Source organism: Caballeronia sp. GAFFF2 (assembly GCF_023631485.1).
Lineage (GTDB): Bacteria > Pseudomonadota > Gammaproteobacteria > Burkholderiales > Burkholderiaceae > Caballeronia.
Genome location: NZ_JALQDA010000035.1, coordinates 109,637 through 128,786, shown reverse-complemented (window position 1 = coordinate 128,786; position 19,150 = coordinate 109,637). Strand labels below are relative to the sequence as shown.

20 protein-coding genes are annotated in these 19,150 nt (G+C 63.3%); 12 read left to right on the top strand and 8 right to left on the bottom strand.

The window, feature by feature from the left end; translation table 11 throughout:
- Positions 1 to 3: 3 nt before the first annotated feature.
- Both NCT04_RS26745 and bluB read right to left on the bottom strand, forming a co-directional pair.
- On the bottom strand, positions 4 to 714 hold the full coding sequence (locus tag NCT04_RS26745) for a DUF4148 domain-containing protein (RefSeq protein WP_250468474.1): 711 nt from the start codon (positions 712 to 714) through the stop codon (positions 4 to 6).
- Positions 715 to 912: 198 nt separating this feature from the next.
- On the bottom strand, positions 913 to 1,569 hold the full coding sequence (bluB, locus tag NCT04_RS26740; RefSeq protein ID WP_250468468.1) for a 5,6-dimethylbenzimidazole synthase: 657 nt from the start codon (positions 1,567 to 1,569) through the stop codon (positions 913 to 915).
- A 248-nt stretch (positions 1,570 to 1,817) separates the two neighbouring features.
- On the opposite strand from bluB, the gene NCT04_RS26735 reads away from it, so the two are divergent.
- The 3 genes from NCT04_RS26735 to NCT04_RS26725 all read left to right on the top strand — a co-directional run bounded on the left by NCT04_RS26735 (position 1,818) and on the right by NCT04_RS26725 (position 4,604).
- The gene (locus NCT04_RS26735; RefSeq protein WP_250468460.1) at positions 1,818 to 3,041 is read left to right on the top strand and encodes a PepSY-associated TM helix domain-containing protein; all 1,224 of its coding nucleotides are present in this window, start codon (positions 1,818 to 1,820) and stop codon (positions 3,039 to 3,041) included.
- Positions 3,042 to 3,213: 172 nt separating this feature from the next.
- Positions 3,214 to 3,627, top strand: a complete 414-nt coding sequence (locus tag NCT04_RS26730; RefSeq protein ID WP_250468457.1) for a DUF1801 domain-containing protein — start codon at positions 3,214 to 3,216, stop codon at positions 3,625 to 3,627.
- Positions 3,628 to 3,740: 113 nt separating this feature from the next.
- A complete protein-coding gene (locus NCT04_RS26725; protein WP_250468455.1) occupies positions 3,741 to 4,604 on the top strand; it encodes an NmrA family NAD(P)-binding protein in 864 nt (287 codons plus the stop codon).
- A 4-nt stretch (positions 4,605 to 4,608) separates the two neighbouring features.
- Here the strand turns inward: NCT04_RS26725 and NCT04_RS26720 are convergent, their stop codons facing one another.
- The 3 genes from NCT04_RS26720 to NCT04_RS26710 form a co-directional block, all read right to left on the bottom strand.
- Positions 4,609 to 4,986 carry a DUF1090 domain-containing protein gene (locus tag NCT04_RS26720; RefSeq protein WP_250468453.1) on the bottom strand — a complete coding sequence of 126 codons (378 nt, stop codon included), beginning with the start codon at positions 4,984 to 4,986 and terminating at the stop codon, positions 4,609 to 4,611.
- Positions 4,987 to 5,169: 183 nt separating this feature from the next.
- Positions 5,170 to 5,811 (bottom strand): DUF1109 domain-containing protein, encoded by a 642-nt coding sequence (locus NCT04_RS26715; RefSeq protein ID WP_250468451.1) that lies wholly within the window; start codon positions 5,809 to 5,811, stop codon positions 5,170 to 5,172.
- Positions 5,808 to 6,353: a sigma-70 family RNA polymerase sigma factor gene (locus NCT04_RS26710; protein ID WP_250469490.1), complete on the bottom strand. Its 546-nt coding sequence runs from the start codon at positions 6,351 to 6,353 to the stop codon at positions 5,808 to 5,810. The genes NCT04_RS26715 and NCT04_RS26710 overlap by 4 nt, the downstream gene beginning before the upstream one ends.
- A 322-nt stretch (positions 6,354 to 6,675) precedes the next feature.
- Between NCT04_RS26710 and NCT04_RS26705 the strand changes: the two genes are divergently transcribed.
- From NCT04_RS26705 to NCT04_RS26695, 3 genes are all read left to right on the top strand, one after another.
- Positions 6,676 to 7,290 (top strand): cytochrome b/b6 domain-containing protein, encoded by a 615-nt coding sequence (locus tag NCT04_RS26705; protein WP_244830104.1) that lies wholly within the window; start codon positions 6,676 to 6,678, stop codon positions 7,288 to 7,290.
- 19 nt (positions 7,291 to 7,309) lie between these two features.
- Positions 7,310 to 8,086, top strand: coding sequence for a molybdopterin-dependent oxidoreductase (locus tag NCT04_RS26700; protein ID WP_250468450.1), 777 nt, complete (start codon positions 7,310 to 7,312; stop codon positions 8,084 to 8,086).
- A 70-nt stretch (positions 8,087 to 8,156) separates the two neighbouring features.
- Positions 8,157 to 8,390 carry a pentapeptide MXKDX repeat protein gene (locus tag NCT04_RS26695; protein WP_250468449.1) on the top strand — a complete coding sequence of 78 codons (234 nt, stop codon included), beginning with the start codon at positions 8,157 to 8,159 and terminating at the stop codon, positions 8,388 to 8,390.
- Between the two features lie 94 nt (positions 8,391 to 8,484).
- Here NCT04_RS26695 and NCT04_RS26690 read toward each other — a convergent pair whose 3' ends face one another.
- The gene (locus NCT04_RS26690; protein WP_250468448.1) at positions 8,485 to 9,597 is read right to left on the bottom strand and encodes an MBL fold metallo-hydrolase; all 1,113 of its coding nucleotides are present in this window, start codon (positions 9,595 to 9,597) and stop codon (positions 8,485 to 8,487) included.
- A gap of 95 nt (positions 9,598 to 9,692) precedes the next feature.
- On the opposite strand from NCT04_RS26690, the gene NCT04_RS26685 reads away from it, so the two are divergent.
- Positions 9,693 to 10,331: a TetR/AcrR family transcriptional regulator gene (locus tag NCT04_RS26685; protein WP_250468447.1), complete on the top strand. Its 639-nt coding sequence runs from the start codon at positions 9,693 to 9,695 to the stop codon at positions 10,329 to 10,331.
- Between the two features lie 34 nt (positions 10,332 to 10,365).
- On the top strand, positions 10,366 to 11,106 hold the full coding sequence (locus NCT04_RS26680) for a beta-ketoacyl-ACP reductase (RefSeq protein ID WP_250468446.1): 741 nt from the start codon (positions 10,366 to 10,368) through the stop codon (positions 11,104 to 11,106).
- Between the two features lie 10 nt (positions 11,107 to 11,116).
- Here NCT04_RS26680 and NCT04_RS26675 read toward each other — a convergent pair whose 3' ends face one another.
- Together NCT04_RS26675 and NCT04_RS26670 are read right to left on the bottom strand one after the other, a co-directional pair.
- The gene (locus NCT04_RS26675; RefSeq protein ID WP_244830110.1) at positions 11,117 to 12,526 is read right to left on the bottom strand and encodes an HdeD family acid-resistance protein; all 1,410 of its coding nucleotides are present in this window, start codon (positions 12,524 to 12,526) and stop codon (positions 11,117 to 11,119) included.
- A 113-nt stretch (positions 12,527 to 12,639) separates the two neighbouring features.
- Positions 12,640 to 13,512: a GNAT family N-acetyltransferase gene (locus tag NCT04_RS26670; protein WP_250468445.1), complete on the bottom strand. Its 873-nt coding sequence runs from the start codon at positions 13,510 to 13,512 to the stop codon at positions 12,640 to 12,642.
- Positions 13,513 to 13,749: 237 nt separating this feature from the next.
- On the opposite strand from NCT04_RS26670, the gene NCT04_RS26665 reads away from it, so the two are divergent.
- The 4 genes from NCT04_RS26665 to NCT04_RS26650 all read left to right on the top strand — a co-directional run bounded on the left by NCT04_RS26665 (position 13,750) and on the right by NCT04_RS26650 (position 19,093).
- A complete protein-coding gene (locus tag NCT04_RS26665) occupies positions 13,750 to 15,228 on the top strand; it encodes an aldehyde dehydrogenase family protein (protein ID WP_250468444.1) in 1,479 nt (492 codons plus the stop codon).
- A 196-nt stretch (positions 15,229 to 15,424) separates the two neighbouring features.
- Positions 15,425 to 16,093, top strand: a complete 669-nt coding sequence (locus tag NCT04_RS26660) for a haloacid dehalogenase type II (RefSeq protein WP_250468443.1) — start codon at positions 15,425 to 15,427, stop codon at positions 16,091 to 16,093.
- A 22-nt stretch (positions 16,094 to 16,115) separates the two neighbouring features.
- Entirely contained in the window at positions 16,116 to 17,390 is a 1,275-nt protein-coding gene (locus NCT04_RS26655; RefSeq protein WP_250468442.1) for an NAD(P)/FAD-dependent oxidoreductase, read from the top strand.
- 86 nt (positions 17,391 to 17,476) lie between these two features.
- The gene (locus NCT04_RS26650) at positions 17,477 to 19,093 is read left to right on the top strand and encodes an ABC transporter substrate-binding protein (RefSeq protein WP_244830115.1); all 1,617 of its coding nucleotides are present in this window, start codon (positions 17,477 to 17,479) and stop codon (positions 19,091 to 19,093) included.
- Positions 19,094 to 19,150 lie beyond the last annotated feature (57 nt).

Below are 19,150 nucleotides of genomic sequence, written 5' to 3'. Positions count from 1 at the left end.
CGGTTAGGGCGCCGTCGCGCTCGGCGTGCCACCGGGACCGTAAGGATCGGGATTGCCGAAGCGAGGCAAGTTGCCGTTCATGCGCGCCCGGCGCAACTCGTCCTGCACTTCGGCGCGCGTTTTCGGCGCCTGAGTCGATACGACGTAAGCCGGCGCCGCGTTAGCAACCGGGCTTGGTTTCGCGGCTACTGGCATGGGCGCATCCGTGGCCGGAGCGCGCGCGGGTTTATCGAGCGTATTCGCGGCCGCGGATTCGAGCGGCGCGCGTTGCACGGGCGGCACAGGCGCGCGCACCGCCGCGGCTTCAAGCGGCGCCACGCGGGTTTGCGCGACGGCATGGTTACCGCGATGCTTTTCGCGCGCAGTCTTTCTGGTTTCCAATGTCCGCTTCTGTGCGCGATGCACGCGCGCCGGTTCTGCCTGTGCAACCGGCCTGGTCGCGGGTTCATCGCGTGTAATTTCGGCTGCGGTTGCCGTTGCGGTCGCGGTTTCGGTCTGGAGACGCGCATCGGCGACGGCTACGACAGGCGCCTTTGCAGGCTCCGGCGTTTCCTCGCGCACGCTGCCGCGCACGACTGCGCCGCGGTCGCGCGACATCATGTTCGTCCTGTCGTCGCTGCGTCGGTCCTGCTTGGGCAGCAGGTTGACGGCCAGCAAGGACAGCACGATGACACCCGCGCCAATAAACGTAATGCGGTCTGCGTAGCGGAGCATGAGAGCGTGATCCTCCTTGAATCGTCTGGCGAATATGGCGGACAGCGTGCATCGGACCACCGCGTATCAGATTGGTACGCGCGATGGCGTCCGACGGATGCGCCAATCGTTCGCCAATCGCCGCCAAACTCACTCGATTGATGTGAAGGATCACCGCGCCGCCGCGTCACTTGTAGTGCGCAACGCGCGGTCCAGCCATCAGCTTTGATCCGATGCCGCCGGCCAGCGGTTCTCGAACACGCATTCCTTGCTGGTACGGCGCTTGGCCCAGCCTTCGGTTTCGAGCATGGGTTCGTCGTAAAAGCGCTCGACATGTCCCAAGCAGAGAATCGCGACTGGCTGCGCGCCTTCCGGCATGCCGAGCAGGTCGGCGACGTCGTCGGGATCGAAGATGGAAACCCATCCCATGCCGATGCCTTCCACGCGCGCCGCAAGCCACATGTTCTGGATGGCGCACGCCACCGACGCGAGATCCATCTGCGGCAAGGTGCGCCGGCCGAAGACGTGCGCCTCGCGTCCGTCCATGAGCGCCATCACGATGATTTCCGCGCATTCGCGCATGCCTTCCACCTTGAGCGCCATGAAAGCGTCGCGATGCTCGCCGAGGGCATCGGCGGTGGCGACACGTTCCCGTTCGACGATAGCGTGAAGCGCTTCGCGCGTTGCATCGCATGTGATGCGCAGCATGCGCCAAGGCTGCATGAAGCCGACGCTCGGCGCACACAGCGCGGCATCGGCGATACGCTTCAACGCGTCTTGCGCGACCGGTTCGCGCGTGAAATGGCGCATGTCGCGCCGTTCGTGGATTGCGCGATAAACGGCATCGCGCGCGGCTTCGTCGAAAGGCTCGTTCATTGAGAAATGCGCTGGAAAGTGGGTTCGTGCTGCTCGGATTCTAGTTCATGCGGGTGCGCTCGCGCTGTTCGTGCTGCATGGCCGATGTCCCCATCAAGTGCAAACAAGCCCATGCTGAATGCAACAACAGCTTACAAAAACCTTGATCGATACCATGCGCGAGCCGTAGAATGCGAACCATTCTTATTTGACGAGCGTCGCTGGCATGTTGGCAATTGCGTTGAATGATCTTCTGAAGGCGTGCTGACGTGCGGCCCGTTCTGGTTCGGCTCCATCGATGGCTCGGCGTCGCGACAGCGCTCTTCTTGTTCGTGTCCGGTCTCACGGGCGCGGTGATCGCGTGGGATCACGAAATCGACGCGTGGCTCAATCCGGCGTTGTTTTACGCGCGCACGGAAGGCGCCGCGTTGCCGGCGCTCGAACTTGCGCATAAGGTCGAAGCCGCCGATCCGCGCGTTCAGGTGACGTATCTGCAACTCGGCGCCGAACCCGGCCACACGCTGCAGATGCTCGTCACGCCGCGCACGAACCCGGCAACGGGTGCGCCATTCGATGTCGATTACAGTCAGGTCGCGGTCGATCCGGCAACGGGCGTCATTCAGGGCAAGCGGCTGTGGGGCACGGTGTCGCTGGCGCGTATCGATCTGATGCCGTTCCTCTACAAACTGCATTACACGCTGCATCTGCCGGTGCTCGGCGGCATCGATACGGGAACGTGGCTGCTCGGCATCGTCGGGATTTTGTGGTTCTTCGACAGCGGCATCGCGCTCGTGCTGTCGTTTCCGAGCGTCAAGGCATGGCGCAAGTCCTTCGCGTTTCGCTTCAAGCGCGGCGGTTATGCGCTCACGTTCGATCTGCATCGGTCGGGTGGCGTCTGGATCTGGGGCTTGCTGCTGATGGTCGCTATCACTTCGATATCGATGAATCTCGGCGATCCGGTCGTGCGTCCGCTCGTCTCGCGCCTCTCGCCGCTCGCGCCAACCATGTTCGATAACCCGGAACTCACGCGCGCGGCGCCCAAGGGCAGCACGGCGTTGCCGGTCGAAAGCGTCCTCGCGACCGCCGTCGCGGATGCAAAGCGCCTCGATATCGCCGCACCGCCCGGCGCGCTGTATTACCTTCCGGCGATGCAAGCTTACGGCGTCGGCTTCTTCGCTCCGGGCAACGATCACGGCGACGGCGGTCTCGGCAACGCCTGGCTTTACTACAACGGCTACACCGGCAAGCTCGCCGGATCGTCGATTCCTGGACGCGGGTCGGCCGGCGACATCTTCATGCAGGCGCAGTTTCCGTTGCATTCGGGACGCATCATTGGCGTGACCGGACGCGTGCTCATCAGCTGCGTCGGCGTCATGGTGGCGATTCTCAGCGCGACTGGCCTGATGATCTGGCTGCGCAAACGCACGGCGCGCTCGCGTTCGGCGGCGTCGGCACGCGAACGCGTCGCACGCGGCCAGTCGGTTTCGTCCTGATTTGCTGGGCGGCATCGGCGGGTGCTTCGTGCATGACCTGAGAGTGGAAGACGCCTCTGCGAGTCGAAAGACCGCCGAGGCGTTTTTTCGTGGCGCGTGCGCGGATTCGCGGGACGGCGAGACCCTGTGCAGTACCATCACTCGGTGCATGAAAAGAAGACATGGAGCACTCATGAATGCATCGGAACAGATCGACGAATTGATCGCGGGAATCACCGACTGGCGCGGCGAGACGTTCGCGGACATTCGCCGCGTGGTTCTCTCGGCGGACCCGCGCATCATCGAGGAATGGAAGTGGATGGGCAGCCCGGTCTGGTCGTGCGACGGCATGATCGCGGTGGCCAACGCGCACAAAGGCAAGGTGAAGCCGACCTTCGCGCACGGCGCGGGTATTGCCGATCCGGACCAGCTCTTCAATGCGGGCCTCGAAGGAAACGCGCGACGCGCCATCGACTATCTCGAAGGCGACAAGGTCGATGCCCGCGCTTTGAAGGCGCTCGTGCGCGCGGCTATCGCTTATAACCAGACCAAGCTCAAGAAGAACGCGCCTGCGCGCAAGCGGGTGAAGGCGGGTAGCGAAGGCTGAACGGCGGACATAACGCGGCGTCATCAATCCAATAACCTCAAAGCCATTTCTCGCATCGAACGCGCGCTCTACCATTCGACTCATCGTTTCATAACGAACACGGAGAGTCGATCATGTACGTCATCACGGGAATCAGCGGAAAGGTAGGCGGCGCGCTCGCCAAGGCATTGCTCGACGCGGGTCAGACGGTCCGCGCGGTCGTGCGCGATGCGAAGAAAGGCGACGCGTGGAAGGCGCGCGGCTGCGAGGTGGCGCTCGCCGACATGACGGATGCGCGAGCGCTCGCGCATGCGTTCGAAGGCGCGACGGGCGTGTTCATTCTTCCGCCCTCGGATTTCGATCCGGCGCCCGGCTTTGCGAGCGCGCGCGAAGTGATCGATGCGATCGTCGCCGCTATCGCGCTTGCGAAGCCGAAAAAGATCGTTTGTCTGTCGACCATCGGTGCGCAGGCGAAAGAAAGCAATCTGCTCTCGCAACGCACGCTGATGGAAGAAGCGTTGAGCAAACAGGAGATTCCCGTGACCTTTCTGCGTCCGGGCTGGTTCATGGAAAACAGCGAATGGGACGTCGATACGGCGCGCGCCGAGGGCATCGTCCATTCGTTCCTGCAGCCGCTCGATCGCGCCATCCCGATGATTGCCACGGAAGACGTCGGCCGCACCGCCGCCGCCTTGCTCCAAGAGGAATGGAGTGGCGTGCGGTATGTCGAACTCGAAGGCCCGCAACGCGTCAGCCCAAACGATATCGCAGCGGCGTTCGCGCAGACGCTCGGTAAGCCGGTGCGCGCGCAAGCCGTGCCGCGCGAACAGTGGGAAGCGTTATTCGTGAGTCAGGGCATGCGGCATCCCACGCCGCGCATGCGCATGCTCGACGGCTTCAACGAAGGCTGGATCGACTTCGAAGGCCCGGTGGAGCGTGTCCGCAAGGGCTCGGTCTCGCTGCTGGCGGTGATTGGGAAACTCGTTTCCTCGCGCTGAAGCTTCAAGGCGCCGCTTCGGTCTGCGCACGCGCGAGTTCCGCGTGCGCTTCATCCACCTTGCGCTGGCGCTCCGCGATCTTCTTCGCGCTCTTGCCTTCGGTCTTCGCTTTCTGCAGATCGTGCTCGCGTTCGGCGAGCTTCTTTTGCGCGGATGCGACCTTGCGCTGGCTCTCGTTGCGTAAGGACGCTTCCGTGCAATTGGCGTTCAGTTTGCCAAGAGCGGTTTCCAGGCCATCGATACGACTCGCATTGCCATGCGCACGCGCATAGGTAATTTCCTCTTCGATCGAGGCGCGCTTCGAGTCGCAACTGGTCTGTGCGGAACAGAAAAGCGGCATGGCCGCCATTGCCAGACATGCCGCCTTGAACGCCGTTTTCATAGTCGATCCTCGCGATGAATGGTCCGTCAGCATAGCGTAAAGCGCTTGACCCATTTGCCTCCTTGCACCAACTTGCCGATTGCGGATCTTTCGATCGAGACGAAAGATGGCTTGGAATGGCCGGCGCTTCATTCACGCACGCGCGAAAGCACGGCGAGCGCGGCGAGCAAGCCCGACGTCTTATCACCAACGCAGCAAGCGCGGCCCGAGCCATGCGCCGATAGCGGCAGGCATGAGCATGCCGATGGCGTACCACACGCTCCAGAACGCGGGGCTCATCTCCGGGCAATGCAGGCAATACGCCAGCGTGGCGAGCGAGCTTGCGAGTAAGCCCGCGACCGTCCCAGCGAGCCGCAAACGTGTGGGTGCAAGCCCCTTGACGGCCCAAAACACGGCCGGAAACGTCGGCAACGATAGCAGCGTGATATTGAACGGACAACTGCGCCACGAATGCCCAAGAACGAGCGGCGCGCGGTCCACGGGAAGCGCGGCCGCGAGGACGAACGCCCCGGCGACCCACACGACGACGAACGGTAGCACCACGAGTGCCCACGCATGACCCGCGCGCGCACCCGGCCTGCCGAGCCGCGTCACGGCGAGCAACGCGCCGATGCCGACGCACGAGGGAAATGCGATCTTCGCCCAGAACATCGCGGTGCCCGCGACGCTGCGCAAGTCGGGCCGCATTCCATAGACCATCAGCATCAACACGACGGAGCCGAGCACACCGAGCGGCAACGCCTCGCCGAAGCGTCGTGCAATGGCCGCGCGATCGACGCGCGTTGCGCCATTCGAGAGGAGATCGATCAGGTCATCGGTTTTCATCGGATACCCCGGATGCGCGCGGCAAGTGCCTTCAGGCCGCGATGCACGCCCACCTTCACCGCCGACTCGGACAGCCCCGTGATGCGCGCCGTTTCGGTGACGGAAAGGCCTTCGAGCTTGACATGAACGATAGGCAAGCGCTGCTTGTCAGGAAGATGTTCGAGCAACTTGCCGATGTCGTGACGCGCGCGCGCGGGTTCGTCGTCGCTGAGCGCGAAGAGGTCGGTATGGTCGTCGAGCGGGTCGTTCAGCGATTCGTGACGCGAGCGCGAGCGGAAGAAGTCGGTCAGCTTGTAGCGGGCAATGGCATGCACCCACGCCGTGAGCGGTTCGTCCGGCCGATACGTATGCCGCGCATTGTGCACGGCGAGCAGGATTTCCTGCACGAGGTCTTCGACATCTTCGCGATGCTGCGGAATACGTTTGCGCAGATAAGCCCGCAAATGCCGCGTCAGCGCCTGCAGGAATTCGCGGTAGGCAGTCTGCTCGCCGTCCAGGCCGAGCACGAACAGAGCCTTCAGGCGGTGTTCCGCGTCATGCAAGATGGGTCCTGTGTTGACGAGGCGACGAATGGGCGATTCCGCATTGCGCTGCGTGGCCGCGCGGTCACGTTCACGTTCTGAATCGGTCGATCCAGAATAGCCGAAGCCAAGATGCGTCGCAACATTGGCGCTGATTGCGTGCAACGTGCCGTCGGTGTTCATCGTCATCGTCGTGTAGTGGAAGGGTCGACCTGGGTAGTTCGTTGCAAAGCGTCCCGTGGTTACAGTTTCTTTGCATCGATAAAAATAAGGTGTCGCTGTAACCGGCGGCGCGTTGGCAACGAATTACTCGGAACACAACCGCGTGGCGCCCCGAACGATCATGCAAACCACTCTTGTCGATCAGCCTTCTGAACTCGTGCATCCGCTCTGGCTGCGCGTCTCGCACTGGCTCAATGCCTTTGCCGCTTTCATCATGCTGTTCTCGGGATGGCGCATCTACGACGCATCGCCCGTCTTTCCCGGCTTCGTCATTCCGCCATCGATCACCCTTGGCGGCTGGCTCGGTGGCGCGTTGCAATGGCATTTCGCGGCCATGTGGCTGCTGTTCTTCAACGGCATCTTCTATCTGATACTCAATCTCGCGAGCGGCCGTTTCCTCGCCAGGTTCTTCCCAGTGTCGCCACGCGCCGTATGGCGTGACCTGGTCGCGGCGCTTACCGGCAAGCTCTCGCATGGCGACTTGCGCCAGTACAACGCGGTGCAGAAGCTCGCGTATCTCGTCGTCGTGATCGATCTGATGGTGCTCGTGCTCTCAGGGCTCGCGATATGGAAGTCGGTGCAGTTTCCGCTGCTGCGCGAACTCATGGGCGGCTATGACCGGGCGCGCGTCGTCCATTTCTGCGCGATGGCGGTGATGGCGGCGTTCATCGTCGTCCATGTGGCGATGGTCGCACTCGTGCCGCGTTCGCTTCTGACCATGCTGCGCGGCCGTTGAACCGATACGAGACTCCACGATGAAACCCATGGACAGAAGCATCATGACGCTCGATCGCGCATCGATTCTCGCGGATGCGCGGCGCGAACTCGATATGCCGTCGCGGCGTCTTTTCGGCAAGCGCCTGTTGTCGCTCGGCGGACTGGCGATGCTCACCGGCTGCTCGATCACCGACGACGACTCGGTGAACACATTTTTGACTGCGGTATCGCGGCTCAACGACCGCGTGCAAGGCGCGCTATTCGATCCCGCGCGGCTCGCACCGACCTACACGGAAGCGCAAATCACGCGGCCGTTTCCATTCAACGCGTTCTACGGAATCGACGACGTACCGAGCGTGAATGGCAGCGACTATCGGCTGAAGGTGAGCGGGCTCGTGGCGGGGCAGCGCGTATGGACCTTGCCGCAGCTTTACGCGCTGCCGCATGCCGAACAGATCACGCGTCATATCTGCGTGGAAGGCTGGAGCGCCGTAGGACGTTGGGGCGGCACGCCGTTCTCGGAGTTCCTGCGTCGCGCCGGCGCGGATACGACGGCGAAGTATGTCGGTTTTCGTTGCGCGGACGACTACTACGAGAGCATCGACATGCCGACGGCGCTGCATCCGCAGACACTGCTCACTTTCGATTACGACGGCGAACGCTTGCCGGCGAAATACGGTTATCCGATGAAGCTTCGCATGCCGACCAAGCTCGGCTACAAGAACCCGAAGCATATCGTCGAGATCTTCGTCACGAACACGTATCCCGGCGGCTATTGGGTCGACCAGGGCTACAACTGGTTCGGCGGTTCATGATCGCCGCTCGTTGAAATCCGGCTTTGGCCGGAGCAAAAGACTCAACCTCACTCACTCAAGGAGAAGTAGCATGAAGCAATTGATGACGGCAGTTTTCACCGCGGTCCTTGCAATCGGCACGACGGCCGCCTACGCGCAGGCAAGCGATACGATGGCGCAGGGCTCGATGAGCAAGGACAGCATGTCTCACGATCCCATGAGCAAGGACGCGATGTCGCATGACTCGATGGGCAAGGGCGACAAGATGAAGAAGCACGACAAGATGAGCAAGGATCACGCGGCTTCGGGCGCGATGGCGCAGTAAGCGCAAAGGCCGGGAGTGATATCCCGGCCTTATTCCTTTTAGGACAGATGCGCTTCAACGCCATGCGAAGCGACAACCGCTGCGGCAACGAGCATCACGAAGACTCACGTCCCGCGCACCACCGCCATCCTGTCTTCACCGTCTCGACTTCCGGCACTTCGCGCCACCACTTATCACCGCGATGCGGCTCGACCAGATTCAGCCGCTCGCCCATGCGCGGCGTCGCCAGCGCGATACCCCGTGCAAGCGCGAGCCCAGTCACGCGCTCGAACGGTTCCTGCCAGCGATGCATCGCCAGATCGAACGTGCCGTTGTGAATGGGCACGAGCCAGCGGCCGCGCAAGTCCACGTGCGCCTGGACGGTCTCCTCGGGCTGCATGTGCACGTAGGGCCACTGCGCGTCGTAGGCGCCGGTTTCGATGAACGCGACATCGAACGGTCCGAGCCGCTCGCCGATGGTCCGAAATCCATCGAAATAGCCGGTATCGCCGCTAAAGAACACGCGCAAGGCGTCATCGACGATCACCCACGACGCCCACAACGTGCTGTTGCCATCGAAGAGACTGCGGCCGGAAAAGTGCTGAGCGGGCGTCGCGGTGAATGCGAGGCCGTCTAGCTCCACGCTTTGCCACCAGTCGAGCTGGCGCACCTTGCTCGCGTCGATGCCCCATTCGATCAGCCTGTCGCCCACGCCGAGCGGCGTCAGAAACACGTCCGTCGTCGCGGCGAGCGCAAGCACGGTCTCGCGGTCGAGATGGTCGTAGTGATCGTGTGAAAGGATCACGCCGCGCAACGGCGGCAGGTCGGCAAGCGCGATGGGCGGCGCATGAAAACGCTTCGGCCCGACATTGCGGAACGGCGATGCGCGCTCGCCGAACACTGGATCGGTCAGCCAGAACTCGCCGCGCAGTTTGAAGAGCAGCGTGGAGTGGCCGAGGCGAAAGAGGCTGCGGTCCGGCGCGGCATCGAGTTGCGCGCGCGTCAGTGTCAGCACGGCCGGCGGCTCTACGGGCGCGGTGCCGCGCGGCTTGTTGACGATCATGTTCCACATGATGCGCAAGGTCTTGCCCATGCCCTCGGCCGGACGCGGCTTGACATTGCAAAAGCGCTCGCCGTCATGCTGCGGCGACGTATGCGACAGTTCGCGTCCGCGCCTGGCTGCGGTGAGTCCGAGCGCGCGGCTGATCGAGGCGGTAATCGACGTCATGGCAAATGGCATCCGGTTGGTGCAGCAGGAAAGTAGACTGCCCAGTGTAGTTTATTTCCGAGATGAAAGTAAACCGCTCAGTGTAAAATTGCCTGATGGAATCGAACGCTGACCAACCTCGTCTGACCGACCGCAAACGCGCCGCCATCGTGAGCGCGGCGGTTGAGGAATTCATCGCCTCGGGTTATGACGCCACGAGCATGGACCGCATCGCGGCGCGCGCGGGGGTATCGAAGAGAACGGTGTACAACCATTTCGACGGCAAGGACGCGCTGTTCGCGGCGATCCTCCATCAGTTGTGGACCGCAAGCCAGTCCGACGACGCTCCTGCCTACGACCCTCGATCGCCGTTGCGTGCGCAGTTGCTCGACCTGCTTGCGCGCAAGTTGAATCTGTTGAACGACGCCGCGTTTTTATCGCTTGCGCGAGTGGCGATTGCGGAGGGCATTCATTCGCCCGAGCGCGCGCGGGAGATGGTCGGCAAGCTTGGCGAGCGCGAAGAAGACTTGACGCGATGGATACGCGCCGCCGCCGCCGATGGCCGCCTGAATGTGGCGTCGGACCCGGCGTTCGCGGCGCAGCAGTTGCATGGCATCGTCAAGGGATTCGCGTTCTGGCCGCAGGTCACGATGGGTCAATCGCCCTTGTCCAAGCGCGAGCAGAAGCGGGTGGCGGAAGCGGCGGTGGATCTCTTTCTGGCGGGGTATGGCGTGCCCGATTCATCGTCGAAATAACTCCAGTTTTTCCCTTAAAACAAGGTTCGAACGAATGAGACTGAAAGGAAAAGTAGCGATCATCACGGGCGCGGCGCAGGGCATCGGCGCGGCCACGGCACTCAAGTTCGCGCAGGAAGGCGCGATCGTCGCGGCATGCGACCGCAACGCGGAAGCGCTGGGAGCGGTGGTCGAAGCGTGTCGGCAAGCGGGCGCCCAAGCGAGCGCATTCTGCGTCGATATGTCGGATCGTGAGCGCGTCGACGAGATGGTGGCGACGGTACGCGACCGCTATAAGCGCATCGACGTGCTCGTGAACAATGCGGGCATCACGCGTGACGCACGCCTGCAGAAAATGACGCTCAAGCAATTCGACGATGTCATCGACGTGAATCTGCGCGCCGTCTTTCACGCGAGCCAGGCCGTGGCCGATGGCATGATCGCGCAAGGTTCGGGCGTGATCCTGAATGCGAGTTCGGTGGTCGGCATCTACGGCAATTTCGGGCAGACCAATTACGCGGCGGCCAAGTTCGGCGTGATCGGTTTCACGAAAACGTGGAGCCGTGAACTCGGGCCGAAGGGCATCCGCGTGAATGCGGTCGCACCCGGTTTCGTCGATACCCCGATTCTCGCGACCATCCCCGCCGAAGTGCTAGAAAAGATGCGCGCCGATGTGCCGCTCGGCCGTCTCGGCAAGCCCGAGGAAGTCGCGAATGTCTATGCGTTCCTCGCAAGCGACGAAGCCAGTTACGTCAACGGCGCGGTGATCGAGGTAGCGGGCGGCATGACGCTTTGAAGGTTGGCGTTCAGCCCGGTTCCTTCACTTGCCCGGCTTGCGCGGCGGCGTCTTGCGCCGCCTCTTCTTCCGCACGCCAGCGCTGACGCGATCGATACATCGTCGCCAGCGCAATGCGCGCCATCTTCACCCAGCCCGAACGGCGCGGATCGGCCAACATGCTGAGCGCGCGCGCGTAGTCGAGCGTCAGGCCCGGCGTCCACGCCATGGTCGCCGCGCGCTTGCGCACTTGCGCCGCCACCCATAGCTCGGGCGTCGTCATGATGCGCACGAGCGGATTCCACCCGCCGCGCTTGCCCCACACACGCGCCGATGCGCCTTCGATGGCCGCTTCGAGCGCGCGCGCCACGGTGCTCGAACAGTTGCGATACGTGAGGTTGTAGGTCGTGTCGCGCTGATATTCCTGCCAGAAGCGCGCGAGCCTTTCGGGATCGTAATTGCGGATGCGTACCTGTTGCGTCGACGGGCACCATGCTTTCGATTCGGTCGCGTAGTCGGGTTGAAACATGCCGGGCACATCGTTATCGCGGGTCGCACGCAAGAGGCGCGAGAACTCGTCCGGCGAGCGGTCTATCTCCACCGCCGGATACAGGCTGATATACACGCCCTCGGGCGTTTCGAGCGCGGCATGGCCGGTCGAGATGGTGCCGTTGCGGTCGACGGCGGCAATGTACCGGTCGATGATCAACTGCCTGCGCGGCTGCATCTTCGCGGTGCCGACCGGCGTCCATACATGCACGGTCAAGGCGGCTTCGTCGGGTCCGGGAGGGCCGTCCCAGACGACGCCCGCGACCGGCGTGCGTGCCGCCTGCACGGACGCCTGCGATGCAGCTGCGGCGGCCGCGGCGTCATCGGCTGCGGGGTTGCGCGCGAGACGCCGCACGCGCGAGGCGAGCAGCAGCATGTTCCATCCACCGAAGAAAAGGCCGAACGCCACGCAATAAGCCACCGTGCCCGCGTAGTAATCCGGATACGGCTGGTAGAAGAAAATGGCGATGGCGATCTCGAACACGCCGCCTGCCATCGCGAGCTTCCAGCGGCGATAGCGGACCACGCGCGCGGAGACGATCTGCAACGCGCCATCCACGAGAAAGAGCGTGCCGAAGATGAGCGACAGCACGAAGTTGCCGCGCTCGCCGCCGATCAGCACGAGCAGCGCCGACAAAGAGAACGCCGCGCTCTTAACGTAGCGCAGCGTGCGTTGCCCGCCCATGCCGGTCCATGCAACCGCAAGCGTGGCGAGTCCTTCGAGCAGCAAGGCGAGCGCGAACGGGATGATGGGAAAGTACAGCGAGCCGTCGAGGGCATCGACGAAAATGACTCCGCCCAGCGCGATGCTCAGAAAGCCGAGCACCATGACTTCGCGCCAGCGCGTGCGCAGATAGTCCACGCCGAGAAGAATCATCACGAGACGAACCATGTCGAAGCTCCGTCGAACTGTTCGGTGCGTGGAGTGCGTCCATTCGCAAACGACGCGGCCACTCACTATATAAAGCATCGGACGGGGAAGCGGCAAGCTCGCGATGACAAGCCCTAACCTAACGCCTGACTGGCGATGGCGTATTCGATCGATGTGGCATCGACGGGCAAGGGACCATTGCGCACCACGCGCTCGATGCTGTCGACATGCGGCAAGCCGAGGCCTTCGAGCCATGTCGAAAGTCCGAGCCTCGCGGGGGTATCGACACGTACGAACATACCTGCATGCAGCGCGAGCCAATAACTGATGAGCGCTTTCGCGCGGCTTTCATTCGGCGAGTCGGGCGCGACCACCGGGCCGATCACATGACCGTCGCCGAAGCGCCGGAACAATGCGAAGCCGAGCAACTCGCCGTCGCGATCGAGCGCGATACCGCTTGCGACATCGAGCAATTGCGGCAGCACGGCGCTGCGATCCAGCCCGCTTGCACGCGAGGCGAGATCGACCAGACGCGGCGTGTCGTTCGCGCCGATGGGCCGCAGCCGCTCGCCCGGCGGCAGCGAAACGAGCGGCGGCTGAAACGCCGCGCCCTGATGCTGATGGATGGTGCCGGTCTTCTCGAAGCCGAGCGTTTCGCATAGCGCGAGCCCGGAACCGATCGCATGCATGACGACCGTGCGCGCGCCGAGTTCTCCTATGTGCCGCTCGATCAGCTCACGGCCGATGCCGAGTTGCTGATGCTCCGGCGACACGATGAACATGCCGATGGACGCGGCCTCCACACCGAACTTCCACGCGAGCGCCGTACCGACCACCGCGCCGGAAGCGTCGACGGCGGCGATGCCGCTGCTGGTCTGCGCGGCAAATCGCCAGTCGTCCGGACGATGCCGCCACCGGACGGCGCTCGACAACGCGTGTCCTGCCGCGATGTCGTCGGGCGTGAAAGCGCGATATCGAATCGCATCGTGCTGATTAGAGTCGGGCACGCCGGCCTCCTGGTTCTGAGCGTTCTATAGACGGTTATCGCGACTGTGACATCGCACAACGCGCATGACTAGGACGATCTTCCTATCAAGCGTTGCGCTTTTGATGCAATGCAAAACCACGGGTTAGGCGTGCAAGAACGCGCCCGATATGCCGATTGCGCAATTTTGTCAGCGAATTATGCCGGGCCTTCGGACCTAAGATTTCATACGACATCAACGCATACAAGGCCCAAGCACATGGACCGTTTCGATCCCGCCGTCATTGCCGTGCCGCGCGGCCACTTCATCGGTGGCGAGTTCGTCGATGCAGGCGCCACGCGCATCGACGTCACGCGGCCTTCGGATGGCGTCGCGTACGCATCCATTCCAGTCGCCGATGCGGCCATGATCGACCACGCCGTGCAGAACGCCTACACCGCGTGGCGCACGAGCGGCTGGGCAAGCTGCGCGCCCCGCGAGCGGTCCCGCGTGCTGCGCCGTTTCGCGGATCTCGTTGCCGCCGACGCCGCCACGCTCGCGCCGCTCGAAGCGCTCGGCTCCACGCGTCCCGTGCGCGATGCATTCAACTGGGACGTGCCGTTCACCGCCGAAGGCATCCGCTTCTACGCGGAACTCGCCGACAAGATCGGCGGTGAGGTCGCGGCGACGGATCATCGGCATCTCGGCATGACCATGACCGAGCCGTATGGCGTGATCGGCGCCATCGCACCGTGGAATTTTCCGCTGGTGATGGCGTCGTGGAAGATCGCACCGGCGCTCGCGGCCGGTAACGCGGTGGTCCTCAAGCCTTCGGAGATGACGCCGTTTTCGGTGCTGCGTCTCGCCCGGCTCGCGCTCGAAGCAGGCGTGCCGCCGGGCATCTTCAATGTCGTTCAGGGCGATGGCCGCACGACCGGCGACGCGCTCGTGCGTCATCCGCGCATCGCCAAGGTGACGTTCACGGGATCGACACGCACGGGTGCCGCGATCATGGCCGCCTGCGCCGAGACCGGCACCAAGCCCGTGACGCTGGAACTGGGCGGCAAGAGTCCGCAGATCGTCTTCGCGGATGCCCCGCGTATCGATGAAGTCGCGCGGCGTATCGCCGGTGCGATCGCCGGCAACGCGGGCCAGGTATGCGTCGCGGGATCGCGGCTCCTGGTCGAGCGTTCGATCGCGGATGAACTCGCCGATCGCATTGCACATGTATTCGGCGAACTGCATGCCGGACCGACCTGGGCCGCCGACACCACCTTGCCGCCGATCATCTCCGAGCCGCAAGCCGCGCGTATCGAAGCGATCGTACAACGCAGCGTCGCGAGCGGCGCCGCGCTGCGCTGCGGCGGAGAACGCCCGCATGCCGCGACGCCCGGACCGTTCTATGCGCCGACGCTTCTGACCGGCGTGACACAGGAAACGGAAGCCGTGCGCCACGAAATCTTCGGCCCGGTGCTGACCTTGCAGGCCTTCGACAGCGAAGAGGAAGCGCTCGCACTCGCCGCTCACCCCGACTATGGCCTCGCCGCCGGCGTGCACACGGCAGACCTCGGCCGCGCGCTGCGCATGGTGCGCGGCATCGAGGCGGGCACGGTGTGGGTCAACCGCTACGGCCGCACCAGCGACTTCGTGATTCCCACCGGCGGCTACAAGGGTTCGGGCATCGGCAAGGACCTCGGGCGGCAAGCCTTCGAAGCCAATTTGCGCATCAAGAGCGTGCTGATCGACATCGGTCAATGAACGATCGATCGTGCGTCGGAAACGCGCCGCATAAGCTGCTGCGGACATGCCTCGAAACGAGTTGTTTTGCATGGTCGAAGCACCCGCATTCAACGACATCAGTATTTTTGCCCTGATTAAATTTTCTTCAGGAAATGCGTTTTTCCTGGCCCTCGCCCCTGAACCCTGCGGTTCATTACCCGATAGGACTGACACCATGATCGATTTCGAGCCTAAGTACATCACCTTCGACTGCTACGGCACGCTGACGAAGTTCCGCATGGCCGATATGGCCCGCGAGATGTACGGCGACCGTCTGAAGGGCGCCGAGCTTGAAAAGTTCGTCGCATTCTTTTCCGGATACCGCCGCGACGAAGTGCTCGGCGCGTGGAAGCCGTATCGCGATGTCATCGTCAATGCCGTGCGCCGTGCGTGCCAGCGCATGAACGTCGAGTTCAACGAAGCCGAAGCCGAAAAGTACTACCTCGCCGTGCCGAGCTGGGGCCCGCATCCGGACGTCCCGGAAGGTCTGTCGCGTCTCGCTTCGAAGTACAAGCTCGTGATTCTCTCCAACGCATCGAATGACCAGATTCAAAGCAACGTCGACAAGCTCGGCGCGCCGTTCCATCGCGTGTTCACGGCACAGCAGGCGCAGTCGTACAAGCCGCGCATGCAAGGCTTCGAGTACATGTTCGACCAGCTCGACTGCAACCCCGAAGACGTGCTGCACGTGTCGTCGAGCCTGCGCTACGACCTGATGACCGCGCACGACATGGGCGTGAAGCACAAGGCGTTCGTCAAGCGCGGCCACGAGCCGAGCACGCCGTACTACGAGTACTACGAAGTCGACACCATCGGCGATCTCGCCACCGAGCTCGGCCTGTAATCGTCATCCTCCGGACCCGCCGATGAAACTCGACTCCTACTGGCTCGATACCGCACCCGCCTTCACGGCGGCGCAGGAAGGCCCGGCCGATGGCCGGGTCGATGTGGCGGTGATCGGCGGCGGCTTCACCGGTCTGTCGGCGGCGCTGGCGCTTGCCAAACGCGGCGCGAGCGTCGCCGTGTTCGATGCGGGGAAAATGGGCGGCGGCGCTTCCGGGCGCAACGGCGGCCAGTGCAACACCGGCGTGGCGCAGGACTATGCGGCGTTGCGCTCGCAACTGGGCGTCGAGCGTGCGCAGGGCTGTTATCGCGCGTATGCGGCCGCCGTCGATACCGTCGAGCGTTTGATTCGCGAGGAAGGTATCGATTGCGATTATGTTTCGACGGGTAAGCTCAAGCTCGCGTCGAAGCCGCATCATCTCGCGCACATCGAACGGACCGCCGAACTCATTCGCCGCGAAGTCGATCCCGATATCGACGTGCTGACTCGCGAACAGGTTCGCGGCGAAGTGCAGTCGGACAGTTTTCATGGCGGCTTGCTGCAACGTCATGGTGGCCAGATGCATATGGGCAAGTTCGCGGCGGGTCTTGCGAACGCCGCCGTGCGGCAAGGCGCGAAGCTTTTCGAACAGGCGGAAGTGCGCGGCATCACGAAGGAAGACGGCGGATTTCGAATCGATACGGCGCGCGGCGCGGTGAGCGCAAAGCAAGTGTTGATCGCGACCGGTCCTTCCAAGCACGGTCCTTTCTCGTGGTACAGACGCAGGCTCGCGCCGGTGGGCTCGTTCATCATCGTGACCGCGCCGCTGCCGGCGGAAGAGCTCGCGCGCATCTTGCCCAAGCGCCGCTCTTACACCACGAGCCGCCTCATGCATAACTATTTTCGCGTGACGCCGGATGCGCGTTTGCTGTTCGGCGGACGCGCGCGCTTCACGGCATCCGAAAGACCTTCGGATGCGAAGAGCGGCCGCATCCTGCAGGACAACCTCGCGCAGATGTTCCCGAGTCTCGCGAGCGTGGGCATCGACTATTGCTGGGGCGGTCTCGTCGATATCACCGCGGACCGTCTGCCGCGCGCCGGGCAGCACGACGGCATCTACTTTTCGATGGGTTACAGCGGCCACGGCACGCAGATGTCCACGCACATGGGCCAGGTCATGGCCGACGTGATGAACGGCAAGGCCGACGCCAATCCGTGGCGCGATTTCGACTGGCCCGCCATTCCGGGTCACACGGGCAAGCCGTGGTTCCTGCCGTTGGTCGGTGCGTACTACTCGATCAAAGACGTTTTCTATTGAAGCATCGAAGCATCGAAGCAAATACAGCCAGCCGGAAACAACCGAGCCGGCGATTCATTCAGCCCCAATCTCACGCGGAGAAGTTCATGAGCATCGATCAATCGCCTGATGCAGTCGACCATGCCGGTATCCGGCTCGACGAACTGACGAAAAAAGGCGCGTCGCGCCGTAGCGTGCTGCGCGCGCTGACCGCGGGCGGCTTGCTGTCCGTCACCGGCACGGGCCTGCTTTCCGTGAGCGGCGCCGCGTTCGCGCAGGAAAAGCCGAAGCAGGGCGGACGGATTCGCGTGGCGACGCAATCGTCTTCGTCCGCCGATACGCTCGACCCCGCCAAGGGCGCGCTCGGCACCGACTACGTGCGCGGCTTCATGATCTACAACGGCCTGACCGAACTGGATTCGCATCTCGGCGCGCAGATGTCGCTGGCTGAATCGCTCGAAACGAAAGACGCGACCGTGTGGGTCGTGAAGCTCAGAAGCGGCGTGCAGTTCCACGACGGCAAGTCGCTTGCGCCGCAGGACGTGATCTATTCGCTGATGCGTCACAAGGATGCAGCGGTCGGCTCGAAGGCCAAGACCATTGCCGACCAGTTCAAGGACGTGAAGGCCACCGGCCCGAACGAAGTGACCATCACGCTCGCCGGCGCGAACGCCGACCTGCCCGTGATTCTCGCGGATTCGCACTTCCTCATCATCAAGGACGGCACCACCGACTTCAAGACGGCGATCGGCACGGGTCCGTTCAAGGTCAAGGAATTCACGCCAGGCGTGCGTACGGTCGGCGTGCGCAACGAGAAGTACTGGAAGCCGGGCCTGCCGCATCTGGATGAAGTGGAGCTGATCGGTATCGCCGATGAATCCGCGCGCGTCAACGCGCTTCTGTCCGGCGACGTGCAACTGATCAACGCGGTGAGCGCGCGCTCGACGGACCGCATCAAGGGCACGCAAGGGTTCAACGTGCTGGAAACGAAGACGGGTCAATACACCGACCTGATCGTGCGCGACGACGGCGGCATCACGGGCACGAGCGATTTCCGGCGCGGCATGATGCACTTGATGGATCGCGACCAGATTCGCCAGACCGTGTTTCGCGGCTATGGCGCGATCGGCAACGACCAGCCGATCGATCCGACCAACAAGTACTACATGGCCGGTCTGCCGCAACGCAAGTTCGATCCGGACAAGGCCAAGTTCTACTTCCAGAAGGCGAAGCTCGGCAGCGCGCCGGTGCAACTGTACGCATCGCCGGCGGCTGAGGGTTCGGTCGAAATGGCCGTGCTCTTGCAACAGGTCGCGCCGCAAGCGGGCCTGAATCTGCAAGTGGTGCGCGTGCCCGCCGACGGCTATTGGTCGAATCACTGGATGAAGCATCCGCTCGGCTACGGCAACATCAACGCACGCCCGAGCGCGGATGTGCTCTTCACGCAGTTCTTCAAGTCCGATGCACCGTGGAACGAAGCCAACTGGAAAAACCCGCAGTTCGACCAGATGCTGGTGGCCGCGCGCGGCGAGCCGGACGACGCCAAGCGCAAGAAGATCTACGGCGACATGCAGCAGCTCGTGCACGAGGACGGCGGCATCGGCATTCCGATGTTCCAGAGTTCCCTCGATGCCCACACCGCGAAGCTCAAGGGCCTCGGCTCGATTCCGCTCGCCGGTCTCGGCGGCTTCATGTTCGCGGAAAAGGTCTGGCTCACGGCGTAAAGCACGCTGCGTCTCAAGCGACATCGCGCGCCCTCAACGGACGGCGCGCGAACCTCA

Bases quoted from the DNA above. Each gene is read 5' to 3' on its own strand.
- NCT04_RS26680 (WP_250468446.1), top strand. From the start codon at position 10,366: ATGAGACTGAAAGGAAAAGTAGCGATCATCACGGGCGCGGCGCAGGGC.
- NCT04_RS26690 (WP_250468448.1), bottom strand. From the start codon at position 9,597: ATGACGTCGATTACCGCCTCGATCAGCCGCGCGCTCGGACTCACCGCA.
- NCT04_RS26700 (WP_250468450.1), top strand. From the start codon at position 7,310: ATGAAACCCATGGACAGAAGCATCATGACGCTCGATCGCGCATCGATT.
- NCT04_RS26655 (WP_250468442.1), top strand. From the start codon at position 16,116: ATGAAACTCGACTCCTACTGGCTCGATACCGCACCCGCCTTCACGGCG.
- NCT04_RS26720 (WP_250468453.1), bottom strand. From the start codon at position 4,986: ATGAAAACGGCGTTCAAGGCGGCATGTCTGGCAATGGCGGCCATGCCG.
- bluB (WP_250468468.1), bottom strand. From the start codon at position 1,569: ATGAACGAGCCTTTCGACGAAGCCGCGCGCGATGCCGTTTATCGCGCA.
- NCT04_RS26665 (WP_250468444.1), top strand. From the start codon at position 13,750: ATGGACCGTTTCGATCCCGCCGTCATTGCCGTGCCGCGCGGCCACTTC.
- NCT04_RS26675 (WP_244830110.1), bottom strand. From the start codon at position 12,526: ATGGTTCGTCTCGTGATGATTCTTCTCGGCGTGGACTATCTGCGCACG.
- NCT04_RS26725 (WP_250468455.1), top strand. From the start codon at position 3,741: ATGTACGTCATCACGGGAATCAGCGGAAAGGTAGGCGGCGCGCTCGCC.
- NCT04_RS26730 (WP_250468457.1), top strand. From the start codon at position 3,214: ATGAATGCATCGGAACAGATCGACGAATTGATCGCGGGAATCACCGAC.
- NCT04_RS26685 (WP_250468447.1), top strand. From the start codon at position 9,693: ATGGAATCGAACGCTGACCAACCTCGTCTGACCGACCGCAAACGCGCC.
- NCT04_RS26695 (WP_250468449.1), top strand. From the start codon at position 8,157: ATGAAGCAATTGATGACGGCAGTTTTCACCGCGGTCCTTGCAATCGGC.
- NCT04_RS26650 (WP_244830115.1), top strand. From the start codon at position 17,477: ATGAGCATCGATCAATCGCCTGATGCAGTCGACCATGCCGGTATCCGG.
- NCT04_RS26715 (WP_250468451.1), bottom strand. From the start codon at position 5,811: ATGAAAACCGATGACCTGATCGATCTCCTCTCGAATGGCGCAACGCGC.
- NCT04_RS26745 (WP_250468474.1), bottom strand. From the start codon at position 714: ATGCTCCGCTACGCAGACCGCATTACGTTTATTGGCGCGGGTGTCATC.
- NCT04_RS26705 (WP_244830104.1), top strand. From the start codon at position 6,676: ATGCAAACCACTCTTGTCGATCAGCCTTCTGAACTCGTGCATCCGCTC.
- NCT04_RS26660 (WP_250468443.1), top strand. From the start codon at position 15,425: ATGATCGATTTCGAGCCTAAGTACATCACCTTCGACTGCTACGGCACG.